We start from the raw sequence: 13,831 nt of genomic DNA on the forward strand, positions 1-13,831 counted from the left end.
AGCGATGACCCGATCCCGTGTCGAAGATGTCTGGCCGCTCTCGCCTTTGCAGGAGGGGATGCTCTTCCACGCCGCGTTCGACGACCAGGGCCCCGACGTCTACCAGGGACAACGGAACTTCGATCTGATCGGCCCGCTCGACGCGGACCGACTGCGCCGGGCGTGGGAGGCGCTGCTCGCCCGGCACGCGGCGCTCCGCGCGGGTTTCCGGCGGCGTAAGTCGGGTGAAGCCGTCCAGGTCATCGCGCAGAAGGTCGTACTGCCGTGGCAGGAGGCCGATGTCTCCGGGTTGCCGACGGCCGAGGCAGCCGCCGAGGCCGAGCGGTTGGTGGCCCAGGAGCATGCGCGGCGCTTCGATCTCGCTACCGCCCCGCTGCTGCGCGTGCTGCTGATCAAGCTCGGCGCGGACCGGCATCGCATGGTCCTGACGAGCCATCACGTGGTGATGGACGGCTGGTCGATACCCGTGCTCATCAATGAACTGACGACGATCTACGAGGCCACCGCCACCCCCACTGCCTTGCCCACGGGCACCGACACCGACACCGGCACGATCGCCGGGCTCCCTCGGGTTACCCCTTACCGCGACTATCTGGCCTGGCTGGCGACACAGGACAAAGAAGCCGCGCGCGCCGCATGGCGGGCGGAACTGGCGGGCACCGACGAGCCGACGCTGGTGGCGCCGGCCGATCCGGGCAGGACGTCGGTGACCCCCGAGAGCCTGATCACCGAGATCCCCGCGGACGTGGCGCAGGGCATGGTGCGCCTGGCCCGCGCGCACGGGCTGACCGTCAACACGGTGGTGCAGGGTGCGTGGGCGTTGGTCCTGGCGAGGCTCGCCGGGCGGGAGGACGTCGTCTTCGGGGCGACGGTGGCCGGCCGGCCACCGGAGTTGCCGGGTGTGGAGTCGATGATCGGCCTGTTCATCAACACCCTTCCGGTGCGGGTGCGCCTCGACGGAACTCAGCCCGTCCTCGACCTGCTGACGGATCTCCAGGCGCGCCAGTCGGCGTTGATGTCCCACCAGCACGTGGGGCTCACCGAGATCCAGCGCCTGGCCGGTCCCGGCGCGGTCTTCGACACCCTCGTGGTCTACGAGAACTACCCCCTGCCCTCCGCACGGCCGGCCGGCCCGGACCGGTTCGCGATCCGTCTCGCCGGCGGCCAGGAGGCGGCGCACTACCCGTTCACGCTGGTCGTGGCACCCGGCGACACGATGCGTGTCAAGCTCGACCACCGGCCGGACCTCTTCGACGGCGATGCCGCACAGTCGGTCTTCGACCGGCTCGTGCGGGTGCTGACGCAGATGGTGGCCGATCCCTCGCTTCCGGTCGGCCGGCTCGGCGTGGTGACCGGGTCCGAGCACCGACAGGTCGTCGACGACTGGAACGCCACGGCGGCCCCGACCTCCGGCGACTCCGTGCCGGAGCTGTTCGTCGCTCAGGTGCGCCGAGCGCCGACCGCAACGGCTGTCGTGGACGGTCGGACGCACCTGTCGTACGAGGAGTTGGACACGGCCTCCGCGCGGCTGGCCGCGTACCTGACGGGTACGGGCGTCGGTCGCGGCGACCGTGTGGCCGTACTGATGGACCGGTCCGCCGACCTGTTGGTGACCCTCCTGGCGATCTGGAAGGCCGGGGCCGCGTACGTACCCGTCGACACGGGCTATCCCGCCGAGCGGATCGCGTTCCTCCTGACCGACTCCGCCCCGGTGGCAGTGGTCTGCACCGAACAGACCCGGCACGCGCTCCCCGCACACCTCGCCCCGGACGCGCTGGTGCTGGACGCCCCGGCGGTGGCGGCGGCCGTGCTGGCGACCCCGCCGCAGGGGGACGACCCGCACGTGCGCGGCACGCACCTGCCGACGGCGGACGACCTGGCCTACGTGATGTACACCTCCGGCTCGACCGGTGTGCCGAAGGGCGTCGCCGTGCCGCACGGCAGCGTCGCCGCTCTCGTCGGAGAACGCGGCTGGTCGGTCGGCCCGGGCGACGCCGTGCTGATGCACGCCCCGCACGCCTTCGACGTCTCGCTGTTCGAGGTATGGGTACCGCTCGCCGCGGGCGGCCGCGTGGTCGTCGCCGGACCCGGTGCGGTCGACGCACAACGACTGCGCCAGGCCGTGGCCGAAGGCGTGACGGCCGCGCACGTCACCGCCGGACTGTTCCGGGTGCTCGCCGAGGAGTCCCCGGAGAGCCTCTCCGGCCTGCGCGAAGTACTGACCGGCGGCGACGTGGTGCCCGCCACCTCCGTACGCCGTGTGCGGGAGGTGAACCCGGACATCGCGGTCAGGCATCTGTACGGCCCGACCGAGATCACCCTCTGCGCCACCTCCCACGTCCTGCACCCCGGCGACGCATCGCCGGACCTGCTCCCCATCGGCCGCCCGCTCGGCAACCGGCGGACCTACGTCCTGGACTCCTTCCTCCAGCCCGTACCGCCGGGTGTGGCAGGGGAGTTGTACATCGCAGGCGCCGGCCTCGCACGTGGCTACCTGGGGCGCGCGGGGCTCACGGCGGACCGCTTCGTCGCCTCCCCGTTCGCCTCGGGCGAGCGCATGTACCGCACCGGCGACCTCGTGCGCTGGACCCACGACGGTGAACTGCTCTTCGTGGGCCGCGCCGACGAGCAGGTGAAGATCCGCGGCTTCCGGGTCGAACTCGGCGAGGTGGAGGCGGTGTTGTCCGCCCACCCGTCCGTGGGCCAGGCCGTCGTCGTCGCCCGCCAGGACCGACCCGGCGAGAAGCGGCTCGTCGGCTACGTGGTCCCCGAAGGCCTCGACGCCGATCCCGCACTGATACGGCAGCACGTGGCCGAAGCCCTGCCGGAGTACATGGTGCCGGCGGTGGTGGTCGTCCTGGACGCCCTGCCGTTGACGTCGAACGGCAAGGTGGACCGGGCCGCGCTGCCCGCCCCGGACTTCGCCGGCCAGGTGTCCGGACGGACGCCGGTGGGCGCCGTCGAGGAGCTGCTGTGCGGGCTGTTCGGGGAGGTTCTCGGGCTGGAGCGGGTGGGTGCGGATGACGGGTTCTTCGAGTTGGGCGGGGACTCGATCATGTCGATGCAGTTGGCGTCGAGGGCGCGTAGGGCGGGTCTGGTGATCACGCCTCGGCAGGTCTTCGAGGAGAAGACTGTCGAGCGGTTGGCGCTGGTCGCGGAGGCGACGGGCGCAAGTGGCTCTGCGCGTACCGGTGATGTGGGCGTCGGCGAAGTGCCGTGGACGCCTGTCATGCGGGCGCTGGGCGAGCGGGGCACACGCCCCGGGTTCGCGCAGTGGGTGACAGCCGGTGCGCCGGCGGATCTGGACCTGGCCGTGCTGGGCCGGGCTGTGGGTGCGCTGCTGAACGGTCACGACATGTTGCGGGCGCGGGTGGTCGGAGACGAGTTGAAGCTGGTGGTGGGCGAGCCGGGTTCCGTGGAGGGAGCCGGCTTGATCACTCGAGTTGAGGCGGACACCGAGGATCTGGACGCGGTAGCGGGGCGTGCGGCTCGTGCGGCGGTGGGCCGTCTCGATCCGGCAGCCGGAGTGATGGTTCAGGTCGTGTGGGTGGATGCGGGTTCGAGCCGGGTGGGCCGACTGGCTCTGGTGGTGCATCACTTGGTGGTGGACGGGGTGTCGTCGCGGATCCTGCTGCCGGATCTTCAGGCTGCGTACGAGGATCTGGCCGCCGGTCGGACCCCCGTACTCGATCCGGTGGGTACGTCCTTCCGACGCTGGGCCGGGGTTCTCGCCGAGCAGGCCGTCAGCCCCGAGCGGACCGCCGAACTCGACTACTGGCTCGCCCTGTTGGGCGAGGAGAGCCCGACGCTGGGCCGTCGGTCGCTGGATCCGGTGGTGGATGTGGCCGGCACGTTGCGGCGCCGGGAGTGGGTGGTGCCCGCCGAACAAGCGGCCATGTTGGCCGGTCGTACACCGGTGGCGTTCCACTGCGGTGTACACGAGGTGTTGCTGTCGACATTGGCCGGGGCGGTGGGCCGGTGGCGGCCGGATGCGGCGAGCGTGTTGGTGGATGTGGAGGGTCACGGTCGCGAGCCGGTCGGTGACGTCGATCTGTCACGGACGGTGGGCTGGTTCACGAGTGTGCAGCCGGTACGGCTGGACGTGACCGGCATCGATCTGGACGCGGTCTCCCAGGGCGGAGCGGCGGCCGGTGACCTGGTGAAGGTGGTCAAGGAGCAGGCCCGCGCCATACCCGGCGACGGGATGGGTTATGAACTCCTGCGCCATCTCAACCCGGAGACCGCGCAGGTGCTCTCGGCGGCCCCGTCCCCGCAGATCGGCTTCAACTACCTGGGCCGGTTTGCCGCGGCCTCGGCGGACGCGGGTCCGGCTCGGCCCTGGCAGATGGCCGGGGAGCGCGCGGTCGGCGGTTCCGCGGACCAGGACATGCCCCTGGCGCACGCTCTGGAAGCCGGCGCCGTCATCCGCGACACCGCATCCGGTCCGGAACTGACGGTCAGTCTGAGCTGGCCCGAGGGTGTTCTCGACGCGGCGGACGCCGAGGCGCTCGGCGAGGCATGGACGTCCCTGCTGGCCGGTCTCGCCGCGCACACCGCCACCCCCACCGCGGGCGGACACACCCCCTCCGACTTCCCGCTGGTGGAGTTGGCCCGCACGACGCTGGACGAGCTGGAACAGGCGGTCCCGGACCTCGTCGACATCTGGCCGCTCTCGCCGTTGCAGGAGGGGATGCTCTTCCACGCCGCCTACGACGACGAAGGACCGGACGTCTACCAGAGCCGGCGGACGTTGGCCCTCGACGGTCCACTGGACACACGTCGGCTGCGGGCCTCGTGGGAGGCGCTGGTGGCACGGCACGCCGTCCTTCGCGCGAGCTTCCACGAGTGCGCGACCGGAGAGTCGGTCCAGGTAGTGGCCAAGAGCGCGGTACTGCCCTGGCACGAGGTCGACCTCTCCGGCCTGCCGGAGACCGAAGCGGAGGCCGAGGCCGAACGACTGGCGGAGGCGGAGTCGGCTCAACGCTTCGACCTGACCCGGGCGCCCCTGCTCCGGCTGCTGCTCATCCGCCTCGCCGACGACCGACACCGGCTGGTCGTCACCAGCCACCACATCGTCCTGGACGGCTGGTCGACACCGATCGTCCTCAACGAGGTGGCGGCCGTCTACGCCGCTCAAGGCGACGCCTCCGGACTTCAGCGGACGCAGTCGTACGGCGAGTACCTGGCGTGGCTGGCCCGTCAGGACAGGACGGCGGCCCGGGAGGCCTGGCGCGCGGAACTGGCCGGGGTCGAGGAGTCGACGCTGGTGGCGCCCGCCGACCCGGGCAAGGTGTCCGTCGTTCCCGAACAGACCTCGGTCGACCTCTCACGGGAGGCCACTCGCGGCCTCGCGGCGCTTGCCCGCGCGCATGGTCTGACGGTGAACACGGTGGTGCAGGGTGCGTGGGCGTTGGTGTTGGCGCGGTTGGCGGGGCGGGAGGACGTCGTCTTCGGGGCGACGGTGGCCGGTCGGCCTCCGGAGTTGCCGGGTGTGGAGTCGATGATCGGCTTGTTCATCAACACGCTTCCGGTGCGGGTGCGGTTGGACGGCGCACGGTCGGTCCTGGAGACGTTGACCGACCTCCAGGACCGACAGACCAAGCTGATGGCTCATCAGCACATGGGTCTGGCCGAGATCCAAGGCGTGGCAGGCCCCGGCGCCTCCTTCGACACCATGCTCATGTTCGAGAACTACCCCCGGAACTCGGTCGACCTCTCCTCCACCGACCGGGACGACGACGCCGTATCCATCCACCAGTTGGACACCCTGGCCGGCACGCACTACCCCCTGGCCGTGGGAATCGCCCCGACGGAACGCCTCCAGGTCCGCCTCACCTATCGCCCGGATCTGTTCTCCCGGGCGGAGGCGGATGCTGTGGGGCGGCGGTTGGTGCGGGTGTTGGAGCAGGTCGTCGCTGATCCTTCGTTGCGGGTTGCCTCTGTCGATGTGACGGAGGTGAGCGAACTGGCGTCGGTGGTCGGAGAGTTCAACGACACGCGGCAATCCGTGGACGGTGACTCGCTGCTGGATCTGTTTGCTTCTTATGTGCGGGCGACGCCGGAGGCGGTGGCGGTTCGTTGCGGCGACGAGGTTTTGTCGTATGCGGAGTTGGATGAGCGGTCGGATCGTCTGGCGCGGTTCTTGGTGGGTGCCGGTGTAGGCCGTGAGCGGGTGGTGGGTCTGTGCCTGCCACGCGGTGTCGACATGGTGGTCGCGGAGTTGGCGGTGTGGAAGGCCGGGGGTGCCTTCGTGCCGCTGGATGCTGACTATCCGTCGGACCGGCTGCGGTTCATGGTGGAGGACAGTGGTGCGGGTGTGGTGCTGGCTACGGCGGAGACTCTTGCCCGGGTGCCGGCCGGCCCGGCCCGTGTCGTTCTCCTCGAAGAGGTGCCGGCTGAGACCGGGGACGAGGATCTCCCTGGAGTCGCAGAGGCAGGTCAACTGGCCTACGTCATCTACACGTCGGGCTCAACGGGCCGCCCCAAGGGTGTCGCGGTTGGCCATCGTGGTGTGGTGAACCTGGTGCAGGCGATGGCGCCTGCTCTGGGTGCGGGTCCTGGTGTGGTGACGTTGCAGTTCGCGTCGTTCAGTTTTGATGCGGCGATTCTGGATGTGGCGGTGGTGTTGGGTTCGGGTGGGACGCTGGCGATCGCCACCAGCGAAGAGCGGGCGGAGCCAGGCGCGCTGGCCGGGATGATCGCCGCGCACGGCGTAAGCACGGCCAGTGTCGTGCCGTCTCTGCTGGGAGTCCTCGACCCCGAGCAGGTCTCCGGCATGAAGTCCTGGGTGCTGGGTGCGGAGCGCCTCACCTCGGATCTGGCGGCGCGTTGGGCGCCGACGGCGAGGGTGTGGAACACGTATGGCCCCACCGAGGCCACGGTCATGGTCACGGCTGGTCGGGTCGATGCCCGGATCGCGGCAGCGGACGAGGCGCCGTCTATTGGCCGTCCGTTGTCCAACTCGCGTGTGTTCGTGCTGGATTCTTTCCTGCGTCCGGTGCCTCCGGGGATCACGGGCGAGGTGTATGTGACGGGTGCGGGTCTGGCCCGTGGCTATGTCTCGCGTGCCGATCTGACGTCGGAGCGGTTTGTGGCTTGCCCGTTCGCGGACGGCGGGCGTATGTACCGCTCGGGGGATCTGGCCCGCTGGAACGCCGACGGTGAGCTGTCGTTCATCGGCCGCGCGGACGCGCAGGTGAAGGTGCGGGGTTTCCGTATCGAACTCGGCGAGATCGAAGCTGTGTTGACCGCTCACCCGGCTGTTGCCCAGGCTGCGGTCGTCGCACGTGAGGACGGTCCCGGCGACAAGCAACTCGTCGCTTACGTCGTCCCACAGACGCACGGCGCCGAGGTCCCGGAGCTCCGCGAGTACGTCGGTGAAGCCCTGCCCGAGTACATGGTCCCGACGGCCTTCGTGTCGTTGGACGCACTGCCCCTCACCGTCAACGGCAAGATCGACCGGGCCGCCTTGCCTGCCCCCGAACTCAGCGCAGGGGCCTCGGGCCGGGCGCCCGTGGGAGAGACGGAAGAGAAGCTGTCCGGCCTGTTCGCCGAGATCCTCGGGCTGGAGCGGGTGGGTGCGGACGACGGGTTCTTCGAGTTGGGCGGGGACTCGATCATGTCGATGCAGTTGGCGTCGAGGGCACGCCGCGCGGGGCTGGTGATCACGCCCCGACAGATCTTCGAGGAGAAGACGGTCGAACGACTCGCGCGGGTGGTCGAGTCCGCCGAAGACGCCGAGATCGTCGACGAGGACGACGTGGCCGTGGGGGACGTTCCCTGGACGCCCGCCATGCGTGCGATAGGGGAGCGGGCCGCTCTTCCGAGGAACGCGCAGTGGGTGGTGACGGGCGCCCCGGCAGACCTGGACCTTCAGGTCTTGGCCCGAGCTGTAGGCGTGCTCCTGGACGCGCACGGCATGTTGCGGGCACGGGTGGCCGGCAGTGAGTCGAAGCTGATCGTGGACGAGCCGGGTTCGGTGGATCCGTCGGTCCTGATCACTCGGGTTGGGGCAGGCGCCGAGGAGTTGGACGCGGTGGCGGGGCGTGCGGCTCGTGCGGCGGCGGGTCGTCTTGATCCGGCGGCTGGGGTGATGGTTCAGGTCGTATGGGTGGACGCGGGTCCGGATCAGGTGGGCCGACTTGCATTCGTGGTCCATCACTTGGTGGTGGACGGGGTGTCCTGGCGGATCCTGCTGCCGGATCTTCAGGCTTCGTACGAGGAACTGGCCGCCGGCCGGACCCCCGTACTCGATCCGGTGGGGACGTCCTTCCGTCGCTGGGCCGGGGTTCTCGCCAAGCAGGCCGTCAGCCCCGAGCGGACCGCCGAACTCGACGCCTGGCTTGCCCTGTTGGGCGAGGAGAGTCCGACGCTGGGCCGTCGGTCGCTGGATCCGGCCGTGGATGTGGCCGGCACGTTGCGGCGCCGTGAGTGGGTGGTGCCTGCCGGGCAGGCGGCGATGCTCGCCGGTCGTACGCCGGTGGCGTTCCACTGCGGTGTGCATGAGGTGCTGTTGTCCACGCTGGCCGGTGCGGTGGCCAGTCGGCGGCCGGACCTGAGCAGCGTGCTCGTGGACATCGAGGGCCACGGTCGTGAGCCGTTGGAAGGGACCGAACTGTCGCGCACCGTCGGCTGGTTCACCAGCGTGCGGCCAGTCCGTCTCGACGTGACCGGCATCGACCTGGCCGACGCCGTCGCTGGTGGTGTCGCGGCAGGCCAGATCCTCAAGACGGTCAAGGAGCAGACCCATGCCGTACCCGGTGACGGGATGGGTCACGACCTGCTGCGCCATCTCAACCCGGAGACCGCGCAGGTGCTCTCGGCTGCCCCGGCTCCGCAGATCGGCTTCAACTACCTGGGCCGGTTCGCGGCGGCCTCGGCGGACGCGGGTCCGGCTCGACCCTGGCAGATGGCGGGGGAGAGCGCGGTCGGCGGTTCTGCCGACCCCGACATGCCGGTGACGCACGTACTGGAAGCGGGTGCCGTCATCCGTGACACGGCCGAGGGGCCTGAGCTGACGCTCACCCTCAGCTGGCCCGACGGAGCGCTGGACACAGCCGACGCGGACGCCCTCGGCGCGGCTTGGACCGACCAACTCGCCGGACTCGCCGCACACACCACCACTCATGGTGCGGGTGGTCATACGCCGTCGGACTTCCCGTTGGTGGAGGTTGCGCAGGCGGGTGTGGTGGAGCTTGAGGCTGTGGTTCCGGACTTGGTGGATGTGTGGCCGTTGTCGCCGTTGCAGGAGGGGCTGCTGTTCCACGCTGCTTTTGATCAGGACGGTCCTGATGTGTATGAGGGGCAGCGTTCGCTGATCGTCGAAGGACCCCTGGACGTGGCCCGGTTGCGGTCGGCGTGGGGGGTCGTCGTTGTGCGGCATCCGGTGTTGAGGGCGAGTTTCCATCCAGGTGTCGCGGTGTCGGGCGGCGCTGTCCAAGCGGTGTCGGGCCTGGCGGTAGTCCCCTGGACCGAGGCCGACGTCTCCATGCTCACCGAAACCGAAGCGAGGGCCGAGGTCGAGCGGTTGTCCGCGCGAGAGCGTGCTGAACGCTTCGACTTGACCCAGGCGCCGTTGGTACGCGTGCTGGTCGTGCGGCTGGCGGCGGAGCGATACCGGATGACGGTGACGAGTCATCACATCGTGCTGGATGGGTGGTCGTTGCCGGTGTTGGTGGGTGAGGTGTCGGCGGCGTATGCGGCCGGTGGCAGTGGGCGTGGGCTGCCTGCAGTGGGGTCGTATCGGGAGTATCTGGCGTGGCTGGCGGTGCAGGACAAGGAGGCCGCGCGGGCGGCGTGGGAAAGGGAGTTGGCGGGCGTCGACGGGCCGACGTTGGTGGTGTCGGCGGAGTCGGTGCGGTCGGTGGTGGTGCCGGAGCGGGTGCGGTTCTCGCTGGAGGACGAACTGTCGCGGGGACTTGCTGAGCTGGCGCGAACCCATGGCCTCACGGTGAACACGGTGGTGCAGGGTGCGTGGGCGTTGGTGCTTGCGCGACTGGCCGGGCGGGAGGACGTCGTCTTCGGAGCGACGGTGGCCGGCCGGCCTCCCGAACTGCCCGGTGTGGAGTCCATGATCGGCCTCTTCATCAACACCCTGCCGGTCCGGATTCGCCTCGACGGCGCTCAGCCCCTCCTCGATCTGCTGGCGGATCTCCAGGAGCGCCAGTCGGCGTTGATGTCGCATCAGCATGTGGGGTTGCAGGAGATCAATCAGTGGGTGGGTGAGGGGGCGTCCTTCGACACGTTGGTGGTCTACGAGAACTACCCGCGCGCCACCAGCGAACCCCACACCGGGGCCGATGCGATCACCATCCGCCCGGCCGACGTACCGGAGGACACAGGCCACTACCCCCTCACGCTGATCGTCGCCCCCGGCGACCCCATGCAGGGCGACCTGATCTATCGGCCGGATGTGCTGGGTCGGGCGCGGGCGGATGAGGTGTTGGCGTCGTTCGTGGGTGTGTTGGAGCAGTTCGTCGCGGACTCTTCCCAGTTGGTGGGACGGGTGGGTACGGCTGGTCGTGAGCTGGTGGTGGAGGGGTGGAACCGTACGGCGGTGCCGTGGGTGCCTGAGGTGTTGCCGGAGCTGTTCGCTGCTCAGGTGTCGGTGTCGCGGGACGCGGTGGCCGTGGTGGGCGGCAACGAGGCGTTGTCGTATGGGGAGTTGGAGGTGGAGGCGGCTCGGTTGGGTCGTTTGTTGGTGGGGTTGGGTGTGGGTCCTGAGTCTCGGGTGGGGGTGGTGGTGGAGCGGTCGGTGGCGATGGTCGTGTCGTTGCTGGGCGTGTCGATGGCGGGTGGTTGTTTTGTTCCGGTGGATGTGGGTTATCCGGCGGAGCGGGTGGCGTTCGTGCTGGGGGACGCGGATCCGTCGGTGGTGGTGTGCACGTCGGGGACGCGGGGTGTGGTGCCGGCCGGGTTCGCGGGCCGGGTAGTGGTGCTGGATGATCCGGCGGTGCAGGCCCAGTTGGCCGGTCTGCCCGGTGGTCCCGTGGCTGACGGGGAGCGGTTGGCCGGTTTGCGGCCGGATCATGCGGCGTACGTGATCTACACGTCGGGTTCCACGGGCACGCCCAAGGGCGTCATCGTCCCCCACGCCGGACTCGGCAATCTCGCGCAGGCACAGATCGAGCGCTTCGCCGTGGGACCGGAGTCCCGCGTGCTGCAGTTCGCGTCGGTCAGCTTCGACGCGGCCGTCTCCGAACTGTGCATGGCCCTGCTGTCAGGCGCGTCGGTCGCTGTTGCCGCACCGGACCGGCTGCCACCACAGGTGTCCCTGTCCGAAGCGCTGCGCGAAACCGGCGCCACCCATGTCACCGTGCCCCCGACCGTCCTCGCCGTGGAGGACGAACTGCCTCCTGAACTCAGGACAGTTGTCGTGGCCGGAGAGGCCTGCCCCGTCGGAGTCGTGGACCGTTGGTCACGGGACCGGCGCATGGTGAACGCGTACGGCCCGACGGAAGTGACCGTCTGCGCCACCATGAGCGAGCCGCTGACGCCGGGTGCGGACCTGGTGCCCGTGGGGCGCCCGATCTCCAACGTCCGTACCTTCGTCCTCGACCCGTTCCTGCTGCCGGTGCCGCCCGGCACGGCTGGCGAACTCTATGTGACCGGCGCCGGGTTGACGCGGGGCTACCTCGGCCGACCGGCACTGACATCGGGGCGGTTCGTGGCTTCTCCGTTCGCCTCGGGCGAGCGGATGTACCGCACCGGAGACGTGGTCCGCTGGACCGACGACGGTGAACTCCTCTTCGTGGGCCGGGCCGACGACCAGGTCAAGGTCCGCGGCCACCGCGTCGAACCGGGTGAGATCGAGACGGTCCTGGCCACCCACCCGTTCGTCGCCCAGGCCGCGGTCACCGTACGCCGGGACCACCCAGGAGACGACCGGTTGATCGCCTACGCGGTGGCCGACCCCACCACGGACGCCGCACGGCGGAAGGACGAACTGCCCGCCGTCCTGCGCGACTTCCTGCGGGACCGCCTGCCGGAGTACATGGTGCCGACGGCCGTGATGGTTCTCGACACCCTCCCCCTGACCCCGAACGGCAAGGTGGACCGGGCCGCGCTGCCCGCTCCCGACTTCGCGGAACGGGCCGTGGGACGAGCGCCTGTGGGTGAGTTGGAGGAGTTGCTGTGCGCGCTGTTCGCCGAGTCCTTGGGGCTGGAGCGGGTCGGCGCGGACGACAGCTTCTTCGAGTTGGGTGGGGACTCGATCATGTCGATGCAGTTGGCGTCGCGTGCTCGTAAGGCCGGTCTGGTGATCACTCCCCGGCAGATCTTCGAGGAGAAGACCGTCGAGCGACTTGCCGACGTCGTCGAATCCGCGGACTCGCAGGCGAACATCGCCGTAGAAGACGTGGCCGAAGGGGAAGTGCCGTGGACGCCCGTCATGCGGATACTCGGCGACCGAGTCGTACGCCCTGACTTCGCGCAGTGGGTGGTGGTCGGTGCGCCGGCGGACCTGGACCCGGACGCGCTGGGCCAGGCGTTGGGCGTCCTGCTGAACACGCACGGCATGTTGCGGGCGCGGGTGGCCGGCGGAGAGTCGAAGCTGATCGTGGACGAGCCCGGTTCCGTTGATCCGTCGGTCCTGATCACCCGGGTCGAGGCGGGCGCCGAGGAGTTGGACGCGGTGGCGGGGCGTGCGGCTCGTGCGGCAGTGGGCCGGCTCGATCCGGCGGCCGGGGTCATGGTCCAGGTCGTATGGGTGGACGCGGGTCCGGGCCAGGTGGGCCGACTGACTCTGGTGGTGCACCACTTGGCGGTGGACGGAGTCTCGTGGCGGATTCTGCTGCCGGATCTGCAGGGTGCGTATGAGGATCTGGTGGCCGGTCGTTCGGCTGCGGTCGATCCGGTGGGGACGTCGTTCCGTCGCTGGGCCGGGGTTCTCGCCGAACAGGCCCTCAGCTCCGAGCGGACCGCCGAACTCGACGCCTGGCTTGCCCTGTTGGGACAGGACAAGCCCACCCTGGGTCGGCGTCCGTTGGATCCGGTCGTGGATGTGGCCCGTACGTTGCGGCGGCGGGAGTGGGTGGTGCCTGCTGGGCAGGCGTCGACGCTCGCCGGCCGTACGCCTGCGGCGTTCCACTGCGGTGTCCATGAGGTGTTGTTGTCGACGCTGGTCGGCGCGGTGGCCAGTCGGCGGCCGGACCTGAGCAGCGTGCTCGTGGACATCGAGGGCCATGGCCGTGAGCCGTTGGAAGGTACCGAACTGTCGCGCACCGTCGGTTGGTTCACCAGCGTGCAGCCGGTCCGGTTGGACGTGACCGAGATCGATCTGGAAGAGGTGTCCCAGGGCGGAGCCGCGGCCGGTGACCTGGTGAAGGCGGTCAAGGAGCAGGCCCGCGCAGTACCCGGTGACGGGATGGGCTACGAACTCCTGCGCCATCTCAACCCGGAGACCGCGCAGGTGCTTTCGGCGGCTCCGGCTCCGCAGATCGGCTTCAACTACCTGGGCCGGTTTGCCGCGGCCTCGGCGGACGCGGGTCCGGCTCGACCCTGGCAGATGGCCGGGGACAGCGCCGTGGGTGGTTCCGCCGATGCCGACATGCCCGTGGCGCACGTACTGGAAGCGGGTGCCGTCATCCGTGACACGGCCGAGGGACCGGAGCTGACGCTCACCCTGAGCTGGCCCGAAGGAGCGCTGGACACAGCCGACGCGGAAGCGCTCGGCGCGGCCTGGACGGATCAACTCGCCGGACTTGCCGCACACACCGACGTGCCCGCCGCCGGCGGCCACACCCCCTCCGATTTCCCCCTCCTGAGCCTGGCGCAGAGCCAGATCGAGGAACTCGAAGCCGGTCTCGCCGGCGAACAGCAGTAGCCACAGTCG

The 13,831-nt window shown here is 70.0% G+C and carries 1 protein-coding gene; it reads left to right on the forward strand.

The genetic code is table 11. The annotated features are described in order from the left end of the window. Positions 1–4: 4 nt before the first annotated feature. The gene (locus tag ACWD5F_RS41595) at positions 5–13,822 is read left to right on the forward strand and encodes an amino acid adenylation domain-containing protein (protein ID WP_451261392.1); all 13,818 of its coding nucleotides are present in this window, start codon (positions 5–7) and stop codon (positions 13,820–13,822) included. Positions 13,823–13,831: the final 9 nt, after the last annotated feature.

It is taken from the genome of Streptomyces sp. NPDC002499 (assembly GCF_053595415.1).

Excerpts from the sequence above, each read along its gene's own strand:
- ACWD5F_RS41595 (WP_451261392.1), top strand. The coding sequence starts at position 5 with ATGACCCGATCCCGTGTCGAAGATGTCTGGCCGCTCTCGCCTTTGCAG.